This is a genomic window from Streptomyces peucetius, from assembly GCF_025854275.1.
Taxonomy (GTDB): domain Bacteria; phylum Actinomycetota; class Actinomycetes; order Streptomycetales; family Streptomycetaceae; genus Streptomyces; species Streptomyces peucetius_A.
Window position 1 is genome coordinate 1,146,786 of sequence record NZ_CP107567.1, and the last position, 25,083, is coordinate 1,171,868.

Below are 25,083 nucleotides of genomic sequence, written 5' to 3' on the forward strand. Positions count from 1 at the left end.
GGGAGTCCGCGCCGACAGGAGATCCGACTCACTGCGGATTTGCGTCACACCCGGGCCGAAGCGCGCAGCTCAGCCACTATGAGGTACATATTCTTAGTCGATCCCGACCGTGTCAAGAGGGATCCTCTTACGGTCTCCACAGGTCTCGGACCTGCCGCAGGCCGGAAGGGAGGCCTGCGGCAGGCTGCCCTGCGGTCCCCCGAACCGTCAGGGTGCGGTCACGTCGTCCAGGAGTTCCAGGAAGCGTGCGCCCAACTGCGCGGCGAAGGAGGCGGGAATCTGATGGGGCCGGTAGCTGACAGTCAGCTGCGGTCCACCGCGTTCGTACGGGCGCACCTCGGCGACGAGTTCCGTCGGCAGACCGAAGGGTGCCGGACGGAAGAACTCGGTCGCCGCCCCGGAAAGCTCCAGTTCTGCCGGGGCGTTGTTCTGCAGCGCGAACATGTTCTGGAACAGCGGCGCGCGCGGCCCCCGGGGCGGGTTGACCAGCCGGACGACCTCGCTGAACGGGATGTCCTGCGCGGCGAAGGCACGGCGGACCGCGTCCGCGACACGTGCCCGATCGTTCCTCCTCACTCCCTTCCCGGAGAACCGCATCCGGATGCACAGCACGTCGACGAGGCAGGACACCGCGCGGTCCAGCCGCTCGTCCCCGCGCAGGGCGAACGGAGTACCGACAGCGATGTCTTCGTCTCCCGACACCTCCGCCAGGGCTGCGCCGTAGGCCGTAAGGAGGACGACGAAGGGAGTCACGCCTAGTTCGGCCGCGCGTTCCTCGACACGTTCGAGCGTCTTCTCCGGCAGGGGGAACACCTGGCATTCCGGTTCCGGTCCTCCGTCGGCCAGCCGGCCGACGGAGGATTCGGGAACCGTCAGACTGGGGACACCGGTGAGTTCGCCGCGCCAGTACGCACGCTGCTGCTCCAGTGTCTCGGACGTGAGGCGGGCCCGCTGGGCGGCCGCCACCCCCTGCAACGTCGGCCCCGGCTCTCCCGGGGGGATGGGGCCGAGCCTCGACGCGTTGTAGGCATCGGCGAGCTCCCCCGCCAGGATGGACTCGGACCAGCCGTCGAAGGCCACGTGGTGCACGACGAGACCGATGAGATGTGACGCGCCGGGTCCGACCGTCACCATGACCACCCGCCATATCTCGCCCTCTTCCAGCCGGAAGGGCCGGCCCAGCGCCTGTCGCAGGAGGGCGTGGGCCTCCTCGGGATCCGGTGCCCACAGAACCGCCGGCCGGGGAGGCACGGCATCGAGCGGGACCGCGGCCGGGCCGGGGTCCGCGTCGAAACGGTAGGAGGAGCGCAGGGCCTCGTGCCGGCGGTGGACGTGTTCGACGGCTCGGGCCAGCGCCTCCGGGTCCACTTCGCCATCCACCTGCCAGCCCATCGTGCAGTGGTGCACGAGGTCGTCCGGGGCGAAGACGTGACGCATCAGCATGTCGCTCTGCTGCGGGTTCAACGGCACGGGGCCGCCGTCGGGCCGGACGTCTGCGGCGCGAAGCTCGTGGCCCGCCTGTTCGAGCCATCGGGCGATGCCTGCGGGGGTGGGACTCCGGTAGACCTGGGAGAGCGGCAGGGGCTGTGCGTGGCCGCTCTGAAAGACGGCTCGCACCCGGTTCTGGAGGCCGATGGCCAGCAGGGAGTGCCCGCCCAGCTCGAAGAAGTCGTCCTGCGGGCCCACTTCCTCCTGTTCGAGGAGTTCGGCGAAGAGCGCACAGAGCTCCGCCTCCGCGGCCGACCGCGGCGCTTGCGCGGACCGGCCGGGTGTCACGACCACATCCGGCAAGGCGGCCCGGTCCAGTTTGCCGTTGCCCGTGAGGGGCATGGCCTCCAGCAGTCCGATCGCAGAAGGGATCATGTAGTGCGGCAGCACCTCGGCGAGGTGCGCGCGGATCTCCGCGACGTCCGGCTCGACGCCCGGCTCCGGAACCACGTGGCCCACCAAGGTGGCTCCCCCGGTGGCGGATTCCCGTACGGCGGCCGCCGCGTGGCGCACCGCCGGATGGCCGGCGAGCGCCGCCTCGACTTCGCCCAGTTCGATCCGGAAGCCTCGGATCTTCACCTGGCTGTCGGCACGGCCCAGGTACACCAGCAGCCCGTCAGGACGCAGCCGGGCGAGATCGCCCGAACGGTAGCCCCGGACCGGCCGGCCCGCGGAGTCCTCGACGGTGACGAAGCGCGCCGTCGTGAGATCGGGCCGCCCGAGGTAGCCCAGCGCCACGCCGGGACCCACGACCACCATCTCACCGGTCTCGCCCGGCGCGACGCGGCGGAGGTCCTCGTCGACCAGGAGCAGGTCGAGGTCGGGCAGCGGGCGGCCGATGACGCTGTCACCGTCGTGCAGGTCCGACTGCCGCACCTGGTGGTACGAGGTGTGCACGGTCGTTTCGGTGATCCCGTACATGTTGACGAGAACGGGCCGGCCGACACCGTACTTGGCGGCCCAGGGCTTGAGGTCGGAAAAGCGCAGCGCTTCCCCGCCGAAGACGACGAACCTCAGCGGGAGGCGTTCCTGGTGTCGGCCGTCCTCGGTCACCAGCTGCTGGAACGCCGAAGGCGTCTGGTTCAGCACCGTCACCCGCTCCTGCCTGAGCAGCCGGTGGAAGGATGCGGGGTCCTTGGCCACGTCGGCGGGCACGAAGACAGCGCAGCCGCCGTGGAGCAGGGCACCCCACATCTCCCAGACCGAGAAGTCGAAGGCGAAGGAGTGGAAGACCGTCCAGACGTCCTCGGACGTGAAGCCGAAGACGGGGGCGCTCTCCGAGAACAGGCGGAGCACGTTCCGGTGGGTGACCTCGACTCCCTTGGGCCTTCCGGTCGTTCCCGAGGTGAAGATCACGTAGGCCCGCGACTCGGGCGCCACCCGCTCCGGCAGGGGTACGGCGGCCTGCGGTGCGGCCGACGGGGCATCGACCAGACAGCGCTCGATGCCCGCCGGTACCCGTTCCGCGAGGCTCCTGGACGTCACCACGGCCACCGGCGCAGCGTCCTCGAGGATGATGGCGTTCCTCGCCGCCGGAGCCTCAGGGTCCAGCGGGAGGTAGAACGAGCCCGCCTTCAGCGCAGCGAGCGCCGCCACTGCCATCTCGACCGACCGGTCGAGCAGAATACCGACGGGACGCTCCGAGGTCCGGGTGAGGGTCGGCAGTTCCCTCGCGAGGTGCGTGGACCGCCGGTCGAGCTCGGCGTAGGTCAGGCTCCGCATGCCGCACTTGACCGCGGTGCGATCCGGGTACGCGGCCGCAGCGCTCTGGAACGCTTCGACGAGGGAGGCCGGAGCGATCGGTTCTGGTGGTTCGTGCATGTCTCACTCGCTCATCCGGAGGGAGCCCGGCCCCATGGGCCCGGGCCTGCGGTTTCGATGCATCGCTGCGAACGCGCTGTCAGCCGACGGACGCCAGCACGTCCGCCTTGGCGTAGTAGACGCGGCGCCCGTTCGTCCGCCGCCGCCAGCTGTTCTCCGAGGCGAGCCGATAGACGTTGCTCATGGAGATGCGGCACAGTTCCGCCACGTCCTTGGCGGTGAGCCACGGCAGCCCGGCCTGGTGCTGGTGCTGGTGGCTCACGCGGCGGTCCAGCTCCCGCCACTCGTATGCCGACCAGGCGTGCCCGGGATCGTTGTCGCACCGGACCTCACTGGGCAGCCGGCCGTCCGCCTGGATCACCGCGATCAGTGATCCCCCGCACTCGTGCTCGATGCAGGCCCCCACCCGGAAGCACCGTACCCGCTCCGGGCTGACGACGCGCCGTGCCATGGTGGCGGTCTCGGCCATCTCGCTGATGGCGTCACCCGCTGCCGGGTGGTGGCACAGCCAGCGTGCGTGCTGATGAAGGAACTCCGCCAGCACCTCCATGGACTGCCCGGCAGGAACACACCCGTGTTCCGCGTTCACCAGGTCGCACCATGCCCGAAGGCGCGCCCGCAGGGTGTCGCGCGCTTCGACGGCGACGGCGTTGAGCTTGATCCCGAACGACCGGGTACCGGAGACCCTCTGCCCGTCCCGGGGCGTGGTGGCGAGCATGTTCTCGCATTCCCGGTAGAGGTCCGGAATCGTTTTCAGATCCCGCTGGAACCGCTCGAAACATCCCGTACAGACACGCATACCGCCGAGCACGGGACGCACACTGTCAGCCGCTCGGTCGCGGATGTAGGGGCACTCTCCGTTTTGACAGCCGTTCACTTGAAAAATACCTCGCAGTACATGTCCGGCAGGAGCCGGAGAAGATGAGCTAATTCTTGTGGGCCCGGCGTTCGGCATTACGCGCGGACGTCCCGGAGGAATTCACTGCCGGTCGCGATCGAACCGGCGGACGCCGATCGGCCACCTGTCGCGGGAACGGTGATCGCCGTCACGATGAGCCCGTGCCGGGCGGCCCAGCGCCCCCGCAGCACGGTGAGCCTGACGTCATTCACCACGGGGCCGGGTGCCAGCAGATGGGCGGTGAAAGTCTCTGTTTCCGGTTCCAGGACCACTGCGGCGTGCTCGAAGCCCAGCCAACGACGGGCAAGCGGATACCACGCCTTGTACACGCATTCCTTGGCGCTGAACAGCAGCCGGTCCCAGGCGATGTCCGGGTGGCTCTCGGCCAGCCGGGCCAGCATGGCCAGTTCCGCCGGCCCCGCGATCAGCTCTCGGATTCCTTCGTCCGGGCAAGCCTCGTCGGGTTCCGCGTCGACCCCGATCATGGCGAATTCCTCGGCCCTGGCCAGGACCGCCACACGGTATCCCGCACAGTGGGCCATGCTCCCCACGAGGCCCGCGGGCCACAACGGCTCACCCTGGGCTCCGTGCAGGATCGGCACCGGCGCGAAGCCCAGCTGGCCCATGGCCTCCCGGGCACACGCCCGCACCGTACGGAACTCCGCACGCCGCGAGATCAGCGCACGCTCGACGAGAGCGGCCTCCTGGGCGAACACGGGGGGCGTGACGTCCGGATCCCCGAAGTACTGGACGGCCGCCACCTCGGCGGGAACCAACTCCGCTATCACAATGGGGCGCCATCGGCGGGCCAGCCCGACAGGACCGGCACGAGCTGCCCAGGCCGCGCGGCCCGCGCCCTCCACTCACGCGGATATCCCAGGGACACCTCGTAGTGCGGTACCCCGTCCTTGCGCATGAATCCGGGTATGTGCAGGTGCCCGTAGACGACGGCGACGGCACGGAATCTCCGCGGCCAGTCCTCCGTAGCTGAGGTGCCACACCACAGCTCGAACTGTGGATGGCGCAGCATTCGCGTCGGTTCGCGGATCAGCGGGAAATGATTGACGAGTACGGTCGACATGCCCTCCGGGAGAGCGGAAAGACGCGCTTCGGATGCGGCGAGCCGCGCACTGCACCACGCCTCCCGGCTCGGATGGGGATCGGGGTGCAGCATGAATTCGTCCGTGCACACCACGCCCGATTCTTCTGCCAGCGCGAGCGCCTGAGCCTTGTCGTGGATACCGAGAGCTCTGAACGAGTAATCGTAGAGAACGAAGAGCGGGGCTATGGCGACCGGACCCTCCGGGGTCTCCCAGACGGAGAACGGATCCTCGGGCGTGAGAACCCCCATACCCCTGCAGAGCTCCACGAGGGACCAGTACCGCTCTTCACCGCGCAATGCGAGCGGATCGTCCGGGCGTGTCCACAGCTCGTGGTTCCCCGGCGCCCAGACCACTTGCGCGAAATTGCTGCTCAGGACGTCGAGGCCCCATCTCACGTCGTCGCTGTGGTCGCCGATGTCACCGGCCACCACGAGCCAGTCTTCGTCCGACGTCGGCCGGAGCCTTCTGACCAGCTCCTTGTTCTCGTCGTACTGCACGTGCAGATCACTAATGGCCAAAAGATCGCCCATTGGTACACACCCAAAAACTCTTGAGACCGGAGGATCGGCTGGGCGGGTGGCGCTGCACACGAGACGCGGCAGCACCTCGCCGATCAGCCGGCTGAGGGGTGTCCGGGTCGACGTCTCGTCGGCAGCGGCGCCGCAGGGCCGCTTGCCCGCTCCAAGCCCCGCAGGTCAGCCGGGGGCTCTTCCAGCGACTTCCCGGCTGCAATTTCATACGCCTGTATACACACAGGGCCCCCCACGTCTCGACCTATGCGAGTCGCGAAATATTCGGTCGGCGACTCACCCGTTAGGATCTTCAAGTAATTCCGAGCGAGCCGCAATGGATCGTATCGTGAGATGGATCACCCTCTGCGTACGGGTGACAACAGATCAATATATTACATAACGGACATAATGCACCAGGTAGATCGAGGTCCGACTATGGACGGCGCTCGGCGACCCCGCTCCGTTCTGTGCACGAATATCGGCGCCTTTACATCCATATTCGGACGTCTTGAAAGAACGACCGCCGAGACGCCGCGCATGGAAAGTTGCAGTTGCAAACCTAGACCCCTCCGTCGCAGTAACTTAAAGTCCAGGCAAAGGACCTGGGCATCCACAGGGAGGCCCTGCGGGCCTGGGTCCGCCCAGGCCGAGGCGGACAAGGGCGACAGGCCTGATCTGATGACCACCGTCGAACGGACCGAGCTGGCCTACTGAGACTGAACTCGTGGTGTCGTAAGGGCTGGCGACTGGCCGCATGCTGCGGTATCACCGACGCATGCGGTATCCACAAGGGGGCGGTCTGACCGCCGAACGGCAGCGGTTTCGCGAGGAGTTACGGCTTGAAGCGGCCGAGAGGTTTGGCCAGGGCGAGGCGAGCTCGGCCATCGCCGCGGACCTGCGGGTCAGTGTGCGGTCGGTGCAGCGGTGGCGGCGGATGTGGGAAGAGGACGGTCCGCAGGCTCTGCGGTCACAGGGGCCGGCGTCCCTGCCGAGGTTGAGCGAGAGGCAGTTCGCTCAGCTGGAGGCGGAACTGGCCAGGGGGCCGACCGCGCACGGCTGGGAGGACCAGCGCTGGACCCTGAGCCGGGTGAAGACGGTGATCGGCCGACGGTTCCATCTGAGTTACACCATCCAGGGCGTGCGCAAGCTGCTGGTACGCAACGGCTGGTCCTGCCAGGTCCCGGCCCGCCGGGCCGTGGAACGGGACGACGAGGCGGTGGCCGGATGGGTCAAGGAGGTGTGGCCCCGCGCGGAAGGTTAGCGGCTCGTGGGGCCTGGCTGGTCTTCGAGGACGAAGCCGGTTTCTCCATGACGCCGCCGCACGCGAAGACCTGGTCACCACGTGGCCGGACGCCGGTGGTCCGGGTTCGCGGACGCTCGCGTAGACGGATCTCCATCGCGGCGCTGACCTGCTACAAACCCGGCCACCGGTCGAGGCTGATCTACCGCCGAGGCGGGACGACGGCAACCGTGACGGGCGCAAGAGTTTCTCCTGGCGCGACTACCGGGACCTGCTGATCGCCGCCCACCAGCAGCTCGGCGGCCCGATCGTGCTGGTCTGGGACAACCTCAACGTCCACAAGGCCGCCGGCCTACGGGAGTTCGCCGAAGCCAAGGACTGGCTGACCATCAGGTCGAGGGCTGCGAGGTGTGATGTCCGGGTGGGGGCGAGTGGTCGCCCGGTCCACCAGGCGTCGAGGCGGATGAGGTTGACGGCGGTGGCCGTGAGCACGTGTGCGAGGGCGGTCTTCCGTAGTCCTGTGTAGCGGGTTCTGCGGCTGCCGGCGGCCGTGACGGCTTGGTGGATCGTGCCCTCCACGCCGGATCGGATGGCATAGACGGCCTTCCATTCCTCGGTTGACTGCTCCGCACGGACGCGTTCGAGGACGGCTTCTTGATCTTGCGGGCGGACGGTGAGCTGTCGGCCGTAAAGTGTCGAGTTGGTGCATTGCCCGCGGGAGGGGCAGGGCGCGCAGGTCTCGGTGGCGAAGCGGATACGGATCGCGGGCCGGTGGCTGTTGTCGAGTCCTTCGGTCCAGTAGCGGCTGTGGGCGCCGTCGGGGCAGATTGCCCGGCGGGCGTCCCAGTCGATGGTGAAGGACGTCTTGTCGTAGCCGGTGGTCTGGATGGTGCGACGGGTCATGGGCCGGACCGGGCCGATAACGCGGACACCGTGTTGGCTGGGCGCCGTCAGCAGGAGTTCCGCGGAGATGTAGCCGGCGTCCATCAGGTGTTCGTCCGGCAGCAGGCCCTTGGCGCCGAGCTGGTCGTGGATCTCGTCGACGACGACCGGGTCGCCGACCGTCGCATCTGTGGTCACCACATGGGTGATCAGGTGGGGTCGGCCGCTCTCTTGGGCGTCGCAGGTCTCGGTGAAGTGGACCTTGTATCCGTCCCACGCTGAGCCGCGTTTGACGGAATTCCGGGCGTCCACGTCATAGGGCGAGGTGATCCGTGCTCTGCTGGGCGGGAGCTCGTTCTTTCCCCGCCAGGCCACCTCCTGCACCTCGTCCTCGACCGTTCGCTGGAACTGCTGCAGCCACACCGTCCGCAGGGTCCCGATAGCCGGCACCTGTCGCAGCCAGTGAGGGGCGTCCGATGCAAAGGCCGCCTCGAGGAACCAGTAGCCGTCGGCCGCAATGCGCCAGGTCAGCTGGGTCCGCTCGTTCTCATCACTCGGTAGCCGGTAGGCGTCCACTCGGGCGCCGTACTGTTCCTGCCAGGCCGGGGGCATCCAGGAGGCGAGCTACCCGGGTGCGGCGACGGCGACCGCCTCCAGCGCGGCCCGAAGTGTCTCACCGACGAACTCCAGGCGATTGAGGTCCCTCACTGCGGCGAGGATGTGGGTGGAGTCCGTGCGCTGGCGACCCCGCCCAGACACAAGCCCCAGCTCGATGAGCCGTTCCAGCATCAGATCCAGGACCTTCTCCTCCAGGACGTGGTCCAGGAGACGGTCACGGAAGCCCGTCAGCACGGTGAAGTCAAAGCCGGAGTCAGTGAACGCTTCTCATCCTGAGCTCCAGGCGATCTCGATGGCGTGAACGGCGGCGACCGTGCGGCCGATGCGGTTGGTGCTGCAGCGGGCTTTGCGGAGGATCCGCCATTGCTTGAGGCGCGCAAAGGCACGTTCGCCCGGCGCCCGCAGCCGGGCGTGGTCCCGGTTGAACTGGGCGTACTTCTCGGGGAGGTCTCGGCCGTAGTAGGGGGTGCGGACGGTGGCTCCGGCTCCGCGGTAGGCCCGGTCGGCAAGGACGAGGAGCTGACGGGACAGACAGGCTTGGATCACACCGTGTGCGCGGGCTGCGGTCAGGTCGTGCGTGCGGCCGGGCAACGCTCGCGAGAACCACAGCGGTGTCCCGTCCGGCGCGGCCACGACCTGCACGTTCATCCCGTGACGGCGGTGCTTCATCGAGTAGTACGGCTCGTCCGCCGCGATGCGGTCGGTGGCGATCAGGGTGCCGTCGAGGATGACGAACCCCTCCGGCGGCAACTCGCGCAGGGCCTCGTGCAGGCTCGGGGCGCGCTCGGCGAGGATGTCGACCGTTTCGCTCACGTAGCGGCCGGCGGTCGCGGTGGAGACGCCGAACCCCGCTGCGACCTGGGCCAGAGTCTCGTTCTTGCGCAGGTGCACCAGGACAAGCAGGGCCTGCCGGAAGCAGCCCAGCCTGCGCCAGCGGGAGTTCAGCTCACACCTTCGGGCGTAGATGAGCCAGGAAACGTGCTCCACGACCTCGTGCGGGACGTCGAGCATGGCACGATGCGGGACCAACAGGGCTCCTGTGTCGAGACGTTGGCGAGTGAGATCACCAGCCGAAACGACCAGGAGCCCTGCCGCGTTACGGCCCCCGACCGCCAGCCGTCATCACCCGCGAACCACAGGATGAGAAGCGTTCAGTCAGTTCGAGGCCGAGCAGGTACTTCCAGTCGATTCTCGCGCGCACCGCGTGGGCGGCTTGGCGGTCGGTGAGATTCTCCGCGAACTGCAGCACGCTGACCAGCGCAAGCTGACCTGGAGCGACTCCGGGGAACAGCGGGCCAAGTGCGTCCCGCACCCGCATCGCCAGACAACCCTTGGGAAACGCAGCCTGGGCCACCGCCCGCGTTCCCTCAGGAACCTCCCGACCCGAGTCCGCCCGCATCGACACCCAGCCCTCCGTTCAGCGATCCAGGCGGGCCGTCCCCAAGCCCCCATCCACAGACTCCACCCCTCAACCACCCACCAAGACCGAGATCAGAGGCATTCACCCAATTGGGCAACGGGGTCCCTCGATGAAATCGAAGATCGCGGTGCGGGCCGCAGCCCGGCTGGGCCAGGCGGAAGTGCCGAGCAGTTCGCGTTTGATGGTCGAGAAGAACGACTCTGCGAGCGCGTTGTCCCAGCACTGACCGGTTCGTCCGACCGACAGGCGGATCCTGAACTCGGCTGCCAGAGAAGCGAATTGTTGACTGGTGTACTGGCACCCGCGATCCGAATGGAAGATCACGGGACGGGTGGGACGACGCTGCCTGCAGGCGGCTGCCAGCGCGTCGGCCACCAGCTCGGTCCGCAGGTGATCGGCGGTTGCCCAGCCGACTACGCGCCGGGAGGCGATGTCGATGACCGTGGCTAGATAGAGCCAGCCCTCCTCGGTCGGGACATACGTGATGTCGCCGCACCAGCGGGTGTCGAGCCCGGTGCAGTCGGGCCGGAAGTCCCGGACGATGAGGTCAGGACGGAGAGCCGCCCGGGAATCGGAGATCGTGGTCACATGCCGTCGTCGGCAGTGCCGGCCCTGCAGTCCGGCGGCCCGCATCAGCCGTGCGACACGACGGCGGCCGCACCCGGCACCCTCGCGCTTGAGCATGGCATGCACGCGCGGGGCCCCATAGGTCCCGCGTGATTTCGCATGCACGTCGGTGATCTGCTCGGTCAGCTCGGCATCCCGCACCGCACGGAGACCGGGCAGGCCGGAGCGACGGGCATAGAAGGCGGTCCGGGAGACCTTCATCAGCTCACACGCCCGTTTGACGCTGTGACCTGCCTGCTTCTCCGCCTCGATGAACGGGTGCACCGTCACCGGGTCTCCTTCGCGAAGAAGGCTGTGGCCCGCTTGAGGACGTCGACATCCTCGCGCAGCCGGCGGTTTTCCCGCCGCAACGCGGCCAGTTCCTCGCGCTCACTGCTGGTCAGCCCGTTGCGCTCGCCCGCGTCGACCTCAGCCTGCTTCACCCAGTCCCGCACCGCGGTCTCGGTGAGCTCGAAGTCCTTGGCGACCTGCCCGACCGAGCGGTCACCCCGTCGGCACAGCCCGACGATCTCGGCCTTGAACTCCGGCGTGAACGAACGGCGAGGGCGGCGAGGCTTCTTCTTCCCCATGCTCTCCATGATGGACATCCTCCCGGGGCTGAACCCCTGATCTCGAATGTCCGTCAAAGCGGATCAAGCCCACAGCCCCGCACGGCCGGTCGATGCTGACCGCATAGGTGTCCGGGAAGTCTGCAGCCTCGCCGTGCGGCCTGAGCCACGTCGTAGGGCGCCGGACCCCACCCGCAAAGGCACCTGTTACGCGCGGCTCGGCCGAACACTCTTCCGCCACCCACTGCCCACTGTCAGTGCCCAGGTCTATCGTCATGCGTGACGGTTCGAGAATATGACGGAGTCATGCGTCATCTGCTGCCGTACCGCGGGCGCGCGGGGATCGGAGTGAACGTGGCGGGTGGGGGCGGTGGCTGCCTGGAGTCGGACGACCTGGTGCAGGATCGGGAGATCCAGGACGGCCGAGGCGACCGACTCGCCCATGGGGGCCGTGGGGGTCGGAGAAGTCAGGTGTGGCCAACCTCCTCCGAGGGGAGCTGGCCAGGGACCGAGGTGTGCGGTTCGTGCGCTTCGACGCGTTCAAGTACGCGGAGAACCCGCTGCGTAGGAACTTCATCATCGCCGTCGCCACCGCGCTGGGCATCGAGGACCGCAAGTACCACGAAGACCTCTACTGCGGACAGGTCACCGCCAGAATCGAGTTCAGCGGTGGCGCTCTTCTGAGGTTGCTGTGGACCTACGCACGGATGTTCGCGGTGATCGCCAGCGCATCTGTGCTGGTGGTTGCCGTGCTGGCGTCGTTGAGAAGTGGCCCGTACCAGCAGACGTTCATCGACATGACCACCGACGTCCTCAAGGCCGGTCTGGCGCCGGCAGCGCTGCTCACGTCTTTGACGGTGCTCGTATCCCGCACGCTCACTCGTGAGCACAAGACCGACGCCGGCGACAGCGACGAGCAGTTCGAGAGGCTCTTCAGCTCGCTGGTGGAGCAATCGAAGGTCAAGCGACTGGTCGTTTTCGTGGACGAGCTGGACCGCTGCGCTCCCTCGGATGTCGTGGCGATGGGAATCTCTGAATTCGGCCAGGGACGCTCGTCGCCTCACTTGTTCCGGCATTCAACGGAGTGGGGAGTTTCAGTGAGCGTCGCGCGTTGTCGGCCTGGGCTGCCTGATCATGCAGGGTGCGGGCCGCGCCGAGCCCTCAAGGGCGCCTTCGGCGGCGCTTCGCGCTGGCTTCCCCTCGATTTGCCGCGTCGGCGGCCCGGGCCGCCGGGCAGGGCGGATGGCTACGGAGGTCGCCCAGGAGACCGGCGCGACCAGCGCCCGCGCGATCAACCTGAGTTGAGACCGCGGTCGGTCGTCGCCAGCGGGCCCGCCAGGGGGGCGGGCCCGCTGGCGGTCAGGACCGGTGCCGCGCGAAGCTGATGTAGGCGAAGCCCTCACCTGCGCGTGGCGCCCGGGTCCAGGACCGGGTGGTGAAGGTGTGGAGCCTGCCTTGGGTCAGCGCGAAGCGGGGGAGCGAGAGCCCCAGTTCGGTGTGCAGGGCCTCCAGCACCCGCCGTTCGTTATCCCGCTCGGTGTCCTCCGGCCGGAACAGCCGTGCGGGGTCCAGGGTCTCGGGTATCGCGCCGGAGCGCTGGATCTCCGTGCCCCGCACGGTGAAGGCGTAGAGCTCCTGGCCGTGTTCGGCCACCGATACGTGGAGGGCCGACGGATCGTCCGGGGACGAGCGCCTCGGGTCGGACCACACCACCACCGCGCGGCCGGAGGAGGAGGCGGCCGCGGCCGGGGACAGGAACAGGCCGTGCAGGTGGCGGTGGGAGGGCCCGTCGAAGGCGAAGGCCCACCCTTCAGCCGTGCGGCCGACGGCAACGACGGCCCGGTCCTCCCAGAGTTCCACGCCCTCCCGCTCGTGGGGCTGGGGCGCCCGCCGGAAAGACCTCGACAGATCGACGGGCGGGCTCAGTTCGGCGCCCTCCTCACCGATCAGGGCAGGCAGGCCGACGGGATCCGCCCCCTCGACCCAGACGCAGCGGTAGCCGTCGAGCGGCTGCCCGTACCTGAACGGCCCCGCCAGCCAGGTGAGGCCCGGCGGATCGAGATCGGGCACCGGCTCGGGAGCGGGGCCCGTCTCACCGGCCCGCGGTGTCGCGAGGATCTCCCGCCCGCGCTCCGGAGTGATCAGCGGCCCCAGGACCGGATCGGCGAGCAGACCGAGCGGGACGACCATCAGCGGCCCCGGCGCCTCCCACAGCGGCAGCGCGTCCCGCAGCACGTGCCACGCGGCGTCGGTCGCGCCCCAGCGGGCCGCCTCCCGGGCCTCGGCGACGGCCCGCCCCCACGGACCGGGAGGCGCGTACTGGTGTGTGCCGTCCCGCACGGCGCCCAGCACGGCCTCGGCGATCTCCGGGGCGGCCCCCCGGGCGACCATCATCCGCAGCCACTGCTCGTCCCCGCCCGACGACCCCCGGCCGTTCGCCTGCTCCATGGCCTCCAGGGGCAGGATCTCCGGCTGGTACAGCGGGTCCGCCACCAGGTTGCCGTGGCCCTGGGAGCCGCTCGGAGCGAGCAGCTGACTGAGCTGGTTCAGCAGGACGGCGCTGCGCGGCCTCCCGAAGGAGAACGCCTCCTGCAGCAGGGGCAAGGCCACCTCGTACCGTCCACGCAGGGCCAGCAGACGCGCCTCGTCCACGTGGACGTCCTGGGCGAGCGTGGTCGCGTTCACGAAGTCGGGTTGCGCCACCCGGTCGGCGTGGAAGCCGCGGTACATGGCCTCCATGTATGCGCGGAACGAGGGGTAGCGGTCGGGCACTTCACCGCTCCAGCCCTTGTAGACGTAGAGTGCCCACTCGCCGTCCTCGTCGCTGTCGCCCGGGTCGAGAAGGGCGTGCGACATGTCGGAGTCCGTTTCGAGGCGCAGCGCCCGCTGCCACATGCCGGCCAGCAGCACGTCCTCCTCGCGGGGGTCGTCGCCCGGATCCGGCTCGTACAGCGCGGTCATGTCGTACGGATCCCGGAACCAGTCGATATCCGAGGCACCCCCGAGCCGGTAGATCCCGGCCGTCTGGTCGACGTGCCACCCGTCGCTCGCGGCCAGGAACCCCCGGTACGAGGGCGGCAGCCGCCGCCCCAGCCGCTCCTCGGCCACGGCGATCACCGCCTCGTCCGCCCCGGGCAGGCCCGGGCGGACGAGGATCTGCTCACCGTCCTCGTCTGCGTCCGGGCGCGGAACCCACTCCTCCTGCCACCGTCCCAGGAACTCGTGCCAGTTGAACGATTCGCTACTCATGGCCGGATGGTGTCACCCGGCACTGACAAGGCGGCACCCTGTTCTCATCTCCCGCGAGGGCGGGCCCCTCAGCAGGGCGACCCGCTTGCCTCGGCATCGAGCTGGTCCGCGACGCCCTGGTCGAGACGGTCCACACGCTGCCGGCTCACCTGAAGCGGTCGCTGACCTGGGACCAGGGCAGCGAGATGGGCCGGCACCGGGAGTTCACCGTCGCCACCGACATCCCGGTCTACTTCTGCGACCCGGCCAGCCCCTGGCAACGTGGTTCGAACGAGAACACGAACGGCCTGCTGCGGCAGTACTTTCCCAAGAGCACCGACCTGTCCCTCCACAGCCGTGAGCACCTGGCCACCGTCGCCGCCGAACTGAACGGCCGATCACGCAAAACGCTCGACTGGGAAACCCCAGCCGAGCGCCTGCATAAACTGCTCGCGGCCTGATCAACACGACCACGTGTTGCGACGACCCCTAGAAAACGCCGCCTCGCCCGGAGGGCCTTCTCGGAGATCTTGAGGATCGGTGATTGGTGGGGTCGGCTGGTGGTGCGCCCAGGCTCGTAGGCGGTGAGGAAGTGGGGCTCCGCGGCGGCGGCAGTGACTCCCCAGAAGGAGTCATATCCATCTCAGACCCTGGTAGACACCTTGGCCACCGCCCGCGACACCACACCTTCGCTTAAGGGCACATCCCCGGAGGCTAGCGCAAATGGATGCTGATACTTCGCGTGCGACCCCCCTGCTCCGCAGTCCGACCTCAGGGCGAGGACATCGCACAGCAGGTCAGGGGCGGTCGGGGCGGCGTCGGCGTCTTTGCGGGCCTGGGCGAGTGCCTTGCCGTCAACGTAGCCGAGATCGACCAGGACGGACTCCTTCAGCATGTCGTCCAGCACGGGTAAGCCGTAGGAGCGCAGCCCCTTCTCCAGGACGGCCAGGAAGTTCTCCGGTTCGGCCGGCAACGCCACCGACTCCGGTAGTCCCGCCCGCCTGATCCGCTCACGGAACAGCGCCTTGCCTCGCCTGTACTCGTGCGGCAGCTGCTCCATGAAGCGGACGATCCGCGGGTGTACAAGCGGGCTCACCGGCCAGACGCCGACCCGCAGGAAGCCTGGGTTGTGCATCCCGAACGCCATCAGGGTCGGCACCGGCAGGACGGGGATGGGCGCCAGGTGCTCGTTCACCTCGGCCAGGGCTCGGACCGCCTTCGGACCGAACCACGGGGCGGGGTTCCGGCGTCGGCAGTTCCCCGCATCGGTCCTGGAGTGGTGGGTGTTGACCTCGTCCCCTCCGCTGCCGGTGAACATGACGTCGCACCGTCGGGTGGTTGCCTGGGCTCGTACGACGTCGAAGGCTTCTTGGTAGAATGCCCCTCCCAGATCATGCGGCCGGGGCCAACCGTATCGCCGTCGACCGACCGTTCTGCTCGGGCAATCACAAGCTCGCGGGCCGCACGGACCTCATGGGCAGACCGACAAGGGATACCAAGGAGCCGGGGGCACGGTCCGTGTTTCCTACCGCCGGCCGGTGGGAGACGCCGTCCACAGGCCAGCAGGCCGTCAACCGGTCCCACGCGAAGATCCGGGCCCTGGTCGAGCAGGCCGTCGCCACCCTCAAGTCCTGGCGGCTTCTCCGCAAGCTCCGCTGCTCGACCACCCGCATCACGAGCCTTGTTCAGGCTGTCCTCACCCTGCATCTGGCCAGCTCAGGCTGAAGATGGAAAAGGCTCACGGCGCTCCCCTTCCGGAGGTCCCCGCAACCGCGTACGCCGGGAAGCGGCTGTACCTGCTTCGTCACGGCGGCAAGGAGTGGCTGGACGAAGATCGACACAGCCGCATCGCCGTGGAGACCCGCATGGGCCACGAGGTCGCCGGCGTGGAAGGTCTCTACTCGCACGTTACCCTGACCATGGAGCAGGAGATTGCCGATTCGCTGCAAACCAGGTGGCTGCGCTTCGTGGCCGGCGAGGGAGAGCACTGGAAAGTGCCATCTCCCACTGCTCTCCCATTCAATCTTGATGAGTGGTGGAAACAGCAGGTCAGAGCCGCTCAGAACCTCGACTTGAACTGGTTCATGAAATTCATCACTACGAAGAGCTTCATGCCGTTCGTGATCTACCGGATCCTGCTCGGAATTCTGCTGTTCGTGCTGGTGGGCGCGGGGGTGCTCAGTCCGCATGCGGGTGAGTCGGGCGGCTGAGCCGCCAGTTGGGCCGAAGACGCGCGCCGGGCGCAGGCCTTAACCTGGAGCCATGTCCCCCTTTCCCCGCGAGTCCGAAGCCGAAACCTTGTTGTCCGCCTCCGAGCTGAACGCCCGGATCCGAGAGCTGTGGGCCGACGGTGCCCTGCCCGAGGACCGGCGCCCGGAGTACGAGGCACTGGTGGTGGAGTGGGCGGCCGCGGCACACGAGGACGTACGGCCCGCCGCGTAGCAGCGGCTAGCCTGGGCGCACGATGAACCGTCTGACCACGTCATGGGGCGCCTACGAGCTCGCCCGCTTCCCCGAGGACCCGCGCGACATACTCCGCGCCTGGGACGCCGCCGACGAGTATCTGCTGCGGCATCTGCACGGCACCGACGACACCCCGCCCACCGCCCTGGCGGGGACCGTGGCCGTGGTGGGCGACCGATGGGGGGCGCTGGTCACCTCGCTGGCCGCGCACACCGGCGTCCCGGTCACCCAGATCTCCGACTCGTTCCTCGGACAGCAGGCGACACGCGCCAATCTGGCCCGCAACGGCGTCGACACCGGTTCTGTGCGGTTGCTCACCGCCAGGCAGGAGCCGCCGGAGCGCATCGACGTGCTGCTGGTCCGGGTGCCGAAGAGCCTCGCGCTGCTGGAGGACCAGCTGCACCGCCTGGCCCCGGCCGTGCACGCGGACACCGTCGTCATCGGCACCGGCATGGTCACCGAGATCCACACGTCCACGCTCAAGCTGTTCGAGCGCGTCCTCGGGCCGACCAGGACGTCGCTCGCGGCGAAGAAGGCCCGGTTGATCTTCTGCACGCCGGACCCGGCGCTCCCCCGGACGCCGAGCCCCTGGCCGCTGCGGTACGCCCTGCCGTCCGACACCGGTGTCCTCGCGGGCCGGACCGTGACCAATCACGCCGGTATCTTCTGCGCGGAGCGCCTCGACATCGGCACCCGTTTCTTCCTGCGCCACCTGCCGCGGCACCGGGGGCACGAGCGCGTCGTGGACCTGGGCTGCGGCAACGGCGTGGTGGGTACGGCGGCGGCGCTGGCGAACCCGGACGCGGAGGTGACGTTCACCGACGAGTCCTGGTCGGCGGTGGCCTCCGCGGAGGCCACGTTCGGCGACAACGTGCCGTCGGGCAAGGCGGAGTTCCTGGTCGGGGACGGTCTGTCGGCGCTGCCGGACGGGTCGGTGGACCTCGTACTAAACAATCCGCCGTTCCACTCGCACCGGGCGACGACCGACACGGCGGCGCGGCGGATGTTCGCCGACGCCCGCCGTGCGCTGCGTCCCGGTGGGGAGCTGTGGGTCGTCGGCAATCGTCACCTCGGCTACCACGTGCGGCTGAAGCGGCTGTTCGGCAACTGCGAAGTGGTCGCGAGCGATCCGAAGTTCGTGGTGCTGAAGGCCGTCCGGCCCTGAGGCTGTTCATGGTGGCGCGGGCCGTCCGGCCCTGAGGCACGTGGTGCCGGAGGGGCGGAAGGCGGCCGGTTGCCGTCCGCCCGCGGACGACACGGGCGTGCACGGCTCTTGGCCCGGCGGGCCGTCTCACCGACACTGACCCGATGACACAGCGCCTGGATCTCGCGACCGTGATGGACAGACTCGCCCTCGACGACGTGGTCACCGGTTACGCGGCGGCCGTCGACGACGGCGACTGGGACGCCTACCGGGCACTGTTCACGGCGGACGGCCGGGCCGACTACCGCGGGGCCGGCGGCATCGAGGGGCCGGCGGCCGAGGTCGCCGAGTGGCTGTCGCGGACGATGCGGCTCTTCCCCGTACGCCAGCACCTGATCGTCAACCGGCGGGTGAGCATCGAGCACGTCGACGGGTACCCCGGCGAGCGGGCCGAGGTGCGGGCCGACTACGTCAGTCCGATGCGAACCGGGGCGGGCGAGGAACTCCTGTCGGGCGGCCGCTACCGCTTCGGCATGGCCCGGGCGGCGGAGGGCTGGCAGCTGCGCTCCGTGGTCACCGAGGAGAAGTGGCGGCGCACGGGGGCGGCCGGGGCCCTGGCGGGCGGCTGAGACGCGGGAGGCGCACTGTTCGCCGGTGCCGATCTTCGCGCACACTTGTGATGAACGGCTCGGGGCCCCTCGAAGCCGGGCGAGGAGGCGCGGCATGCGGATTCCGGTCGGCGGTCGGGTGCACTTGAAGCGGCGCGACGGGTCGCGGGCCCCTGTCCTCGGTTCGCGCAGGGCGCGCGGTGCGGCCGCGCTCGTCGCCGGTGCGCTTCCCGCCCTCGCCTTTCCGGAACCGTCGCTGTGGTGGTTCGCGTATCTGGCGCTGGTGCCGTGGATGCTGCTGCTGCGCACCGCGCCCACGGCCCGCCGGGCGGCCGTCGAGGGCTGGCTCGGCGGCGCCGGTTTCATGATGGCGATGCACCACTGGTTGCTGCCCAGTCTTCATGTCTTCCTTCTGGTGCTGGCGGCGCTTTTCGGGCTGCTGTGGGCGCCGTGGGGGGTACTGGTGCGCCGCATGCTCGGCGGCAGTCCGTCGACGGCCCGCGCCGCGGCGGCCGTCGCCGCCGTCCCGGCGGGCTGGCTGATGATCGAGCTGGTCCGCTCCTGGGAGGGGCTCGGCGGCCCCTGGGGGCTGCTGGGAGCGAGCCAGTGGGAGGTGGCGCCGGCGCTGAGGCTCGCCTCGGTCGGCGGTGTCTGGCTGGTGAGCCTGCTGGTGCTGGCCGTCAACACGGTGGCCGTGCTGCTGCTGGCGGTCGGGCCGGCCCGTACGCCCGCGGTGGTGGGGGCCGTCCTGTGTGCGACGGTCGTCGCGTCCGCGTGGGTGTGGGCGCCGGTGCCGCGGGAGACGGGCCGGGTGCGGATCGCCGTGGTCCAGCCGGGGGTCGTCGGCGGCATGCTGAGCGCCGAGCGGCGCTTCGACCGTGGCGAGGAGCTGACCCGGGACCTGGCGGGCAGCGAGCTGGACCTGGTGGTCTGGGGTGAGAGCAGTGTGGGGGCGGACCTGCAGCGGCGGCCGGACCTGGCCGAGCGGCTCGCCGCCCTGTCCCGGGAGGTCGGCGCCCCGCTCCTGGTCAATGTGGACGCCCGGAGCGAGGCCGCGTCGGGCCCGCCGGGGATCTACAAGAGTTCGGTGCTCGTCGGACCGGACGGCCCGACCGGGGACCGGTACGACAAGATGCGGCTCGTCCCCTTCGGGGAGTACATCCCGGCCAGGTCCGTACTGGGCTGGGTCACGTCGGTCGGTGACGCGGCGGGTGAGGACCGGCTGCGCGGAGAGACCCCCGTGGTGATGTCGCTGCCGGACAGCGGTGTGCGGATCGGCCCGCTGGTCTGCTTCGAGTCGGCCTTCCCGGACATGAGCAGGCGGCTGACGCGGGACGGCGCGCAGGTGCTGGTCGCCCAGTCGTCGACCTCGTCGTTCCAGGGCAGCTGGGCGCCCGAGCAGCACGCTTCACTGGCCGCGCTGCGGGCGGCGGAGAGCGGCCGGCCGATGGTGCACGCCACCCTCACCGGCGTGAGCGCCGTGTACGCGGCGGGCGGCGGGCAGGTCGGCGCCGCGCTCCCCACCGACGCGAGCACCGCGGCGGTCTACGACGTGCCCCTGGCGAGCGGCACGACGCTGTACGTCCGCTACGGCGACTGGCCGGTGTACGCCTCGCTGGCAGTGCTGGCGGGCGCGGCCGGCGGCGTACGGGCGCTCAGGCGGCCTGGTCCAGGGCCAGCCGGACCACCCGCTCGCACAGCTCGTGGGTCCTCAGCGCATCCTGTGCGCTGAGGAGCTGTCCGGCGCGCACGGCGTCGAGGAAGGCGTGCACCGCCTGCTCGATGCCGCGCTGGCGGGCCACCGGCACCCAGTCGCCGCGCCGCCGGACACTGGGCTGGCCCTTGTGGTCGACGATCTCCGCGAGGTTGCGGATCTCGCGCTTGGAGTCCTGCCCGGAGACCTCGAGGATCTCCTCGGCGGAGCCGCTCATCCGGTTCATGGTGCCGATGGCGGTGAATCCGTCGCCGGACAGCTGGAGGACGACGTGGTACATCAGCCCGTCGACGATCCGCGCCCGCACGTCGGTGTGGACGACGGGTCCGGGCACGAGGAAGCGCAGGGTGTCGACGACATGGATGAAGTCGTCGAGGACGAGTGTGCGGGGGTCCTCGGCGAGGCCGACGCGGTTCTTCTGCATGAGGATCAGGTCGCGCGGGTGCTCCAGGCACTGTGCGTAGCCGGGGGCGAGCCTGCGGTTGAAGCCGACGGCGAGGGAGGTGCCGCGCTCCTCGGCGAGGTCCACCAGCCGCTTTGAGTCGGCCAGTTCGTAGGCGAGAGGCTTGTCGACGTAGGTGGCGACGCCGGCTTCGAGCAGGCGGGTGACGATCTCGGCGTGGGCGGAGGTCGGCGCATGGACGAAGGCGGCGTCCAGGCCCTGGGCGAGCAGGGAGTCGAGGTCGGTGTGGCAGCGTGCGGCGGGGATGTGGTGGGTCTCCGCCGTACGGGCCAGGGTCGCCGGTGTCCGGGTCTGCAGGTGCAGTTCGACGCCGGGCAGGGTGGTGAGCACCGGCAGGTACGCCTTCCGCGCGATGTCGCCGAGCCCGATGCAGCCGACCTTCACAAGGCCCCCTCACATGTCCGGCCGGGTCAGTGCCGTGCCGGTCGTTCTTCGTGCGCGCCCTGTTCGGCGTGCGCCTCCTGTGCTTCGGCAGCATACGTCCGCTGCGGTGGGCGCCAGTCGGCGATGCCGTCGAAGGTCCGCAGCACGAGACCGGGGCCGAGGCGGGAGACCACGGACATGAGGGTGTCGCGGACGGCGACGGCCGGTGTGCCGGTCAGGGACATCAGCCGGGCGACCTGTGCCGACTTCCGGACGATCGCCGTGGTGCGCGGGAGCCGTTCGGCGCTGTAGGCGGCGAGCCCGGCGCCCAGGTCCTGGCCGGCGGCCGCGTGGTGGGCGAGGACGATCGCGTCCTCGATCGCCTGGTTGCCGCCCTGTCCGAGGGTCGGCGCCATGGCGTGCGCGGCGTCGCCGAGCAGCGCGGTGCGGCCGCGGTGGAAGGCCGGGAGCGGTGTGGTCATGTGGTGGACGTCGTTGCGCAGTACGCGGTCGGGCCCGGAGGCGGCGATGATGCCGGGCACGGGGTCGTGCCAGTCGCCGAACCGGCGCAGCAGTTCGGCCTGCTCGCCGTCTCCCCCGCGGGCGCCGGGCGGGGCCACGGCGGCCGCGTAGGCGTAGATCCGGCCGTCCTTGAGGGGCTGGGTGCCCCAGAGCGATCCGGCGCCCCAGGTCTCGTGGGGTTCGAAGGGCCGCTCGGGCGCGGGGACGACCGTACGCCAGGTGGTGAAGCCCGCGTAGGCGGGGCCGGGGTGCTGGGGGAAGAGGGCCCGGCGGACGGACGAGTGGATGCCGTCGGCGCCGATGACGAGGTCGGCCTCGATGTCGCCGTCGGGTGTGGTGACCCTTGCGGGGCGGCCGCCGACGGTCCCGGCGTCGGCCAGTTCGGCCGGTGAGCCGGTCCGGACGGCGCCCTCGGGCAGCCGGCGGGCGATGCGGTCGATCAGGGTGGCGCGGTGGAGGAGTACGAGGGGTCCGCCGAAGCGTTCGGCGGCGGCGGTGCTGTCGGTGCGCGACAGCCAGCGGCCGGAGGGGTGGCGCATGCCGCCGGCGCCCTGCCAGGCGGCCAGGGCGCGGATCTCGTCGCCGAGGTCGATGACGTCGAGCGCGCGCTGGGAGTTGGGGGCGAGCCCGATGCCCGCGCCGACGGGTTCCAGCGACTCGGCCCGTTCGAGGACGGTGACCTTCCAGCCGCTCTGCCGCAGGGCAACAGCCGCGGTGAGGCCGCCGATTCCGCTGCCGACGACGACTGCGTGCGCGGTGGTACGGGACGCAGGCATGGCTGCTCCTCCCTCGGTTACTACACCTGTAGTGACATCCATAGGCTACTACAGGTGTAGTTGCGACGGTAGATTGGGCGGATGGCCACAAGCACCGCTCCCTCCGGCGCCCCTCGGGCAGAACTGATCGCCGACACCGCCCTCGCGCTCCTGGCCGAGCGCGGCATGCGCGGACTCACACACCGCGCCGTCGACGAGGCGGCGGGGCTGCCTCAGGGCTCGACCTCCAACCACGCCCGCACCCGTCAGGCCCTGCTGGAGGCGGCGGTACGCAGACTGGCGGAGCGCGAGGCGGCCGTTCTCACGGTGACGGAGATGCCGGTGGCGCCCGGCGGCGGGGGCGACCTCCTCGACGCCCTGACGCTCGCCCTGCACCGCTATCTCACGGACCACTCCGCGCTGCTCGTCGCCCGCTACGAACTGGCTCTGGAAGCGACCCGGCGGCCGGAGCTGCGCGAGTTCTACGACCGGGCGGGCAGCCGGTTCCGCGGTCCGCTGAGCGCGCTGATGGCGGACGCGGGATCGCCGGAGCCGGAGCGGCACGCACTGTCCCTGGTCGCCTGGTGCGAGGGGCTGATGTTCTCCTGTGCGGTCGGCTCCTACCACGCCGCCGTGCCCAGCCGGGAAGAACTGCGTACGGGATTCGGCGAGTTGCTGCGCGGAATGCTCGGTCCACAGGCCGCACGCCCCGCATAACCCCTCGCAGCACCGGCGCCCCGTGCCGCAGGATGATCGTCATGACAACCGACGAACGCACCGAACCGTCCACCACCGCCGCCGAACGGGACATGCTCGAAGGCTTCTTGGACTACCACCGCGAGACGCTGCTCATGAAGTGCGCGGGACTTGACGACGAGCAGCTGCGGCGAGCGGTGCTGGCGCCCTCCGGGCTCACACTCATGGGCCTCGTACGCCATCTCGCCGAAGTCGAGCGCTACTGGTTCCGCGAGGTCATGGAGGCCGAGGACCTGCCGGACCTCTACTCCACGGCGCAGGACCGCGACGGGGACTTCCACGTCACGGACCGGGACACCTGGGCGCAGACTCACGAGACCTGGCTCGCCGAGATCACCGAGGCCCGCAAGGTCACGGCCGCGCACGGGCTCGACGACGTGAGCGCGTCCCGGAGCCGCCACGCCGAGGGCTTCAGTCTGCGCTGGATCCTCACGCACATGATCGAGGAGTACGCACGCCACAACGGCCACGCGGACCTGCTGCGCGAGCACATCGACGGGGTCACCGGCGAGTGACCGCGCCGGCGGCCGCTCACCCCGCCCGCAGGGTGCGCTCCAGCCGGTCGATGGCGGCACGGACGCCGTTGCCGTAGCCGTCGTCGCCCAGGGAGTCCGTGGACGCGCGCGCCCGGTCCAGATGGGCGCGCGCCTCCCCGGGGCGGCGCAGCTTGAGGTAGTCGGCGGCGAGGTTCAGATGGAGCGAGGGGTACAGGGCGCGCACCGCGAGCGCCCGGTCGTGCCGGGCGAGCCGCTCCTCGCTCAGCCCGTCGGCCGCCGACAGGGCCCGCAGGTCCCAGGCCAGTTCGTCCGCCGGGTCGTCCTGGACGTCCGCCATGCAGTGGGCGAGAGTGCAGCGGTGGAGGGCGTCCCCCTCCTCGCCGATCTCCGCCCAGAGCACGGCGAAGCGGTTGCGCGCCTCCTCGCGGTCCCCGCCGTGCAACAGCATCATCGCCTGACCGATCCGGGTCATGACGATGTCCTGCGACGCCTCCTGCTGCTCCGTCACTGTGGCCTCCTCGTCCGCACGGCGAACCGCTGGTCCCTGGAGACCGACGCTAGCGGTCGGGGGCGCCGATCCCCCTCAGGCTCGGGCGCCGGTCCGAGCCTGTCAGCCGGTCGCCCGAACACTCAGCCGATGTCGGGGATGCGCCAGTCGATCGGCTCGTGGCCCTGCGCCGCGACCGCCTCGTTGATCTGTGTGAAGGGGCGGGAACCGAAGAACCTCTTCGCGGACAGCGGCGAGGGGTGGGCGCCCTTGACCACGGCATGCCGCTCCTCGTCGATGAGCGACAGCTTCTTCTGCGCGTAGTTCCCCCACAGGACGAAGACGGCCGGGTCCGGCCGGGAGGCCACGGCGCGGATCACCGCGTCGGTGAACTTCTCCCAGCCCTTGCCCTTGTGGGAGTTGGCCTCGCCCGCCCGGACGGTCAGCACCGCGTTGAGCAGCAGCACGCCCTGGCGCGCCCACGGCATCAGATAGCCGTTGTCCGGGAGGGGGTGGCCGAGCTCGGCCTGCATCTCCTTGTAGATGTTCCGCAGGGACGGCGGGGTCTTGACCCCCGGCCGCACGGAGAAGCACAGGCCGTGGCCCTGGCCCTCTCCGTGATACGGGTCCTGGCCGAGGACGAGTACCTTCACCCGGTCGTACGGCGTGGCCTCCAGTGCGGCGAAGACCTCCGCACTCGGCGGGTACACCGGACCGTTCGCCCGCTCCTTCTCGACGAACTCGGTGAGCTCCTTGAAGTACGGCTTCTGCAGCTCTTCGCCGAGGACGCCGCGCCAGGACTCGGGCAGCATGTCGGTGTCGGTCACGTCAACAACCTCCGTCTGTGGGTAGGTTCCGGGATCGGGGAACCGTGATCTCAGAACCTACCCGGGGGCACTGACAGTCCGGCCGCCGGTGCCCGTCCG

The 25,083-nt window shown here is 69.9% G+C and carries 22 protein-coding genes and 6 pseudogenes; 12 read left to right on the forward strand and 16 right to left on the reverse strand.

What is annotated here, in order from left to right; translation table 11 throughout:
* Window positions 1–207 precede the first annotated feature (207 nt).
* The 4 genes from OGH68_RS05240 to OGH68_RS05255 all read right to left on the reverse strand — a co-directional run bounded on the left by OGH68_RS05240 (window position 208) and on the right by OGH68_RS05255 (window position 5,840).
* Window positions 208–3,309 carry an amino acid adenylation domain-containing protein gene (locus tag OGH68_RS05240; RefSeq protein ID WP_264242141.1) on the reverse strand — a complete coding sequence of 1,034 codons (3,102 nt, stop codon included), beginning with the start codon at window positions 3,307–3,309 and terminating at the stop codon, window positions 208–210.
* Between the two features lie 79 nt (window positions 3,310–3,388).
* Window positions 3,389–4,108, reverse strand: a complete 720-nt coding sequence (locus tag OGH68_RS05245; RefSeq protein ID WP_264242142.1) for a helix-turn-helix domain-containing protein — start codon at window positions 4,106–4,108, stop codon at window positions 3,389–3,391.
* Window positions 4,109–4,263: 155 nt separating this feature from the next.
* Window positions 4,264–4,995, reverse strand: coding sequence for a 4'-phosphopantetheinyl transferase family protein (locus OGH68_RS05250; protein WP_264242143.1), 732 nt, complete (start codon window positions 4,993–4,995; stop codon window positions 4,264–4,266).
* Window positions 4,992–5,840: a metallophosphoesterase family protein gene (locus OGH68_RS05255; RefSeq protein ID WP_264242144.1), complete on the reverse strand. Its 849-nt coding sequence runs from the start codon at window positions 5,838–5,840 to the stop codon at window positions 4,992–4,994. Before OGH68_RS05255 ends, OGH68_RS05250 begins: the two co-directional genes overlap by 4 nt.
* A 757-nt stretch (window positions 5,841–6,597) precedes the next feature.
* Here OGH68_RS05255 and OGH68_RS05260 point away from each other — a divergent pair.
* Together OGH68_RS05260 and OGH68_RS05265 are read left to right on the forward strand one after the other, a co-directional pair.
* Complete coding sequence (locus OGH68_RS05260; protein WP_264242145.1) at window positions 6,598–7,083, forward strand: winged helix-turn-helix domain-containing protein; 486 nt, start codon at window positions 6,598–6,600, stop codon at window positions 7,081–7,083.
* A gap of 47 nt (window positions 7,084–7,130) precedes the next feature.
* Window positions 7,131–7,453 (forward strand): annotated as a pseudogene (locus tag OGH68_RS05265) (transposase); the annotation flags it as partial.
* A gap of 77 nt (window positions 7,454–7,530) precedes the next feature.
* Here OGH68_RS05265 and OGH68_RS05270 read toward each other — a convergent pair.
* The 6 genes and pseudogenes from OGH68_RS05270 to OGH68_RS05295 form a co-directional block, all read right to left on the reverse strand.
* Window positions 7,531–8,556: pseudogene (locus OGH68_RS05270) on the reverse strand (transposase); the annotation flags it as partial.
* A gap of 12 nt (window positions 8,557–8,568) precedes the next feature.
* Window positions 8,569–8,796, reverse strand: coding sequence for a hypothetical protein (locus OGH68_RS05275; protein ID WP_264242146.1), 228 nt, complete (start codon window positions 8,794–8,796; stop codon window positions 8,569–8,571).
* A gap of 33 nt (window positions 8,797–8,829) precedes the next feature.
* Window positions 8,830–9,573 (reverse strand): transposase family protein, encoded by a 744-nt coding sequence (locus tag OGH68_RS05280; protein WP_413471087.1) that lies wholly within the window; start codon window positions 9,571–9,573, stop codon window positions 8,830–8,832.
* A 145-nt stretch (window positions 9,574–9,718) separates the two neighbouring features.
* A pseudogene (locus OGH68_RS05285) lies at window positions 9,719–9,967 on the reverse strand (transposase); the annotation flags it as partial.
* Window positions 9,968–10,063: 96 nt separating this feature from the next.
* Window positions 10,064–10,879, reverse strand: a complete 816-nt coding sequence (locus OGH68_RS05290; RefSeq protein ID WP_264242148.1) for an IS3 family transposase — start codon at window positions 10,877–10,879, stop codon at window positions 10,064–10,066.
* On the reverse strand, window positions 10,876–11,187 hold the full coding sequence (locus OGH68_RS05295) for a transposase (protein WP_390838786.1): 312 nt from the start codon (window positions 11,185–11,187) through the stop codon (window positions 10,876–10,878). Before OGH68_RS05295 ends, OGH68_RS05290 begins: the two co-directional genes overlap by 4 nt.
* A gap of 344 nt (window positions 11,188–11,531) precedes the next feature.
* Between OGH68_RS05295 and OGH68_RS05300 the strand changes: the two genes are divergently transcribed.
* Window positions 11,532–12,542, forward strand: a complete 1,011-nt coding sequence (locus tag OGH68_RS05300) for a KAP family NTPase (protein WP_264249916.1) — start codon at window positions 11,532–11,534, stop codon at window positions 12,540–12,542.
* Here OGH68_RS05300 and OGH68_RS05305 read toward each other — a convergent pair.
* Complete coding sequence (locus tag OGH68_RS05305; RefSeq protein ID WP_264242149.1) at window positions 12,517–14,406, reverse strand: SMI1/KNR4 family protein; 1,890 nt, start codon at window positions 14,404–14,406, stop codon at window positions 12,517–12,519. The genes OGH68_RS05300 and OGH68_RS05305 overlap by 26 nt on opposite strands.
* Window positions 14,407–14,504: 98 nt before the next feature.
* Here OGH68_RS05305 and OGH68_RS05310 point away from each other — a divergent pair.
* A pseudogene (locus tag OGH68_RS05310) lies at window positions 14,505–14,846 on the forward strand (IS30 family transposase); the annotation flags it as partial.
* A 182-nt stretch (window positions 14,847–15,028) separates the two neighbouring features.
* Here OGH68_RS05310 and OGH68_RS05315 read toward each other — a convergent pair.
* Window positions 15,029–15,580, reverse strand: coding sequence for a hypothetical protein (locus OGH68_RS05315; RefSeq protein ID WP_264242150.1), 552 nt, complete (start codon window positions 15,578–15,580; stop codon window positions 15,029–15,031).
* 289 nt (window positions 15,581–15,869) lie between these two features.
* On the opposite strand from OGH68_RS05315, the pseudogene OGH68_RS05320 reads away from it, so the two are divergent.
* The 6 genes and pseudogenes from OGH68_RS05320 to lnt all read left to right on the forward strand — a co-directional run.
* Window positions 15,870–16,110 (forward strand): annotated as a pseudogene (locus OGH68_RS05320) (transposase family protein); the annotation flags it as partial.
* A gap of 353 nt (window positions 16,111–16,463) precedes the next feature.
* A pseudogene (locus OGH68_RS05325) lies at window positions 16,464–16,595 on the forward strand (undecaprenyl-diphosphatase); the annotation flags it as partial.
* A gap of 52 nt (window positions 16,596–16,647) precedes the next feature.
* Complete coding sequence (locus OGH68_RS05330) at window positions 16,648–16,827, forward strand: hypothetical protein (RefSeq protein WP_264242151.1); 180 nt, start codon at window positions 16,648–16,650, stop codon at window positions 16,825–16,827.
* A gap of 22 nt (window positions 16,828–16,849) precedes the next feature.
* Window positions 16,850–18,013: a methyltransferase gene (locus OGH68_RS05335; protein WP_264242152.1), complete on the forward strand. Its 1,164-nt coding sequence runs from the start codon at window positions 16,850–16,852 to the stop codon at window positions 18,011–18,013.
* Window positions 18,014–18,156: 143 nt separating this feature from the next.
* Window positions 18,157–18,621 (forward strand): nuclear transport factor 2 family protein, encoded by a 465-nt coding sequence (locus tag OGH68_RS05340; protein WP_264242153.1) that lies wholly within the window; start codon window positions 18,157–18,159, stop codon window positions 18,619–18,621.
* Window positions 18,622–18,715: 94 nt separating this feature from the next.
* Window positions 18,716–20,332, forward strand: coding sequence for an apolipoprotein N-acyltransferase (gene lnt / locus OGH68_RS05345; RefSeq protein ID WP_264242154.1), 1,617 nt, complete (start codon window positions 18,716–18,718; stop codon window positions 20,330–20,332).
* Here the strand turns inward: lnt and OGH68_RS05350 are convergent.
* Together OGH68_RS05350 and OGH68_RS05355 are read right to left on the reverse strand one after the other, a co-directional pair.
* Entirely contained in the window at window positions 20,256–21,161 is a 906-nt protein-coding gene (locus tag OGH68_RS05350) for a Gfo/Idh/MocA family protein (protein WP_264242155.1), read from the reverse strand. The genes lnt and OGH68_RS05350 overlap by 77 nt on opposite strands.
* 26 nt (window positions 21,162–21,187) lie before the next feature.
* Window positions 21,188–22,438, reverse strand: a complete 1,251-nt coding sequence (locus tag OGH68_RS05355) for an FAD-dependent monooxygenase (protein ID WP_264242156.1) — start codon at window positions 22,436–22,438, stop codon at window positions 21,188–21,190.
* 81 nt (window positions 22,439–22,519) lie between these two features.
* Here OGH68_RS05355 and OGH68_RS05360 point away from each other — a divergent pair, with 81 nt between their 5' ends.
* Window positions 22,520–23,134 (forward strand): TetR/AcrR family transcriptional regulator, encoded by a 615-nt coding sequence (locus OGH68_RS05360; protein ID WP_264242157.1) that lies wholly within the window; start codon window positions 22,520–22,522, stop codon window positions 23,132–23,134.
* Window positions 23,135–23,166: 32 nt separating this feature from the next.
* Window positions 23,167–23,688: a DinB family protein gene (locus OGH68_RS05365; protein WP_413470938.1), complete on the forward strand. Its 522-nt coding sequence runs from the start codon at window positions 23,167–23,169 to the stop codon at window positions 23,686–23,688.
* A 16-nt stretch (window positions 23,689–23,704) separates the two neighbouring features.
* Here the strand turns inward: OGH68_RS05365 and OGH68_RS05370 are convergent, their stop codons facing one another.
* Together OGH68_RS05370 and ung are read right to left on the reverse strand one after the other, a co-directional pair.
* On the reverse strand, window positions 23,705–24,178 hold the full coding sequence (locus OGH68_RS05370) for a hypothetical protein (RefSeq protein WP_264242159.1): 474 nt from the start codon (window positions 24,176–24,178) through the stop codon (window positions 23,705–23,707).
* Between the two features lie 122 nt (window positions 24,179–24,300).
* Window positions 24,301–24,984, reverse strand: a complete 684-nt coding sequence (gene ung / locus OGH68_RS05375) for a uracil-DNA glycosylase (protein WP_264242160.1) — start codon at window positions 24,982–24,984, stop codon at window positions 24,301–24,303.
* Window positions 24,985–25,083: the final 99 nt, after the last annotated feature.

Bases quoted from the DNA above. Each gene is read 5' to 3' on its own strand.
- OGH68_RS05240 (WP_264242141.1), bottom strand. From the start codon at position 3,309: ATGCACGAACCACCAGAACCGATCGCTCCGGCCTCCCTCGTCGAAGCG.
- OGH68_RS05355 (WP_264242156.1), bottom strand. From the start codon at position 22,438: ATGCCTGCGTCCCGTACCACCGCGCACGCAGTCGTCGTCGGCAGCGGA.
- OGH68_RS05295 (WP_390838786.1), bottom strand. From the start codon at position 11,187: ATGGAGAGCATGGGGAAGAAGAAGCCTCGCCGCCCTCGCCGTTCGTTC.
- OGH68_RS05260 (WP_264242145.1), top strand. From the start codon at position 6,598: ATGCGGTATCCACAAGGGGGCGGTCTGACCGCCGAACGGCAGCGGTTT.
- OGH68_RS05255 (WP_264242144.1), bottom strand. From the start codon at position 5,840: ATGGGCGATCTTTTGGCCATTAGTGATCTGCACGTGCAGTACGACGAG.
- OGH68_RS05340 (WP_264242153.1), top strand. From the start codon at position 18,157: ATGACACAGCGCCTGGATCTCGCGACCGTGATGGACAGACTCGCCCTC.
- OGH68_RS05330 (WP_264242151.1), top strand. From the start codon at position 16,648: ATGTCCCCCTTTCCCCGCGAGTCCGAAGCCGAAACCTTGTTGTCCGCC.
- OGH68_RS05245 (WP_264242142.1), bottom strand. From the start codon at position 4,108: ATGCGTGTCTGTACGGGATGTTTCGAGCGGTTCCAGCGGGATCTGAAA.
- lnt (WP_264242154.1), top strand. From the start codon at position 18,716: ATGCGGATTCCGGTCGGCGGTCGGGTGCACTTGAAGCGGCGCGACGGG.
- OGH68_RS05365 (WP_413470938.1), top strand. From the start codon at position 23,167: ATGATCGTCATGACAACCGACGAACGCACCGAACCGTCCACCACCGCC.
- OGH68_RS05280 (WP_413471087.1), bottom strand. From the start codon at position 9,573: ATGCTCGACGTCCCGCACGAGGTCGTGGAGCACGTTTCCTGGCTCATC.
- OGH68_RS05305 (WP_264242149.1), bottom strand. From the start codon at position 14,406: ATGAGTAGCGAATCGTTCAACTGGCACGAGTTCCTGGGACGGTGGCAG.
- OGH68_RS05335 (WP_264242152.1), top strand. From the start codon at position 16,850: ATGAACCGTCTGACCACGTCATGGGGCGCCTACGAGCTCGCCCGCTTC.
- OGH68_RS05360 (WP_264242157.1), top strand. From the start codon at position 22,520: ATGGCCACAAGCACCGCTCCCTCCGGCGCCCCTCGGGCAGAACTGATC.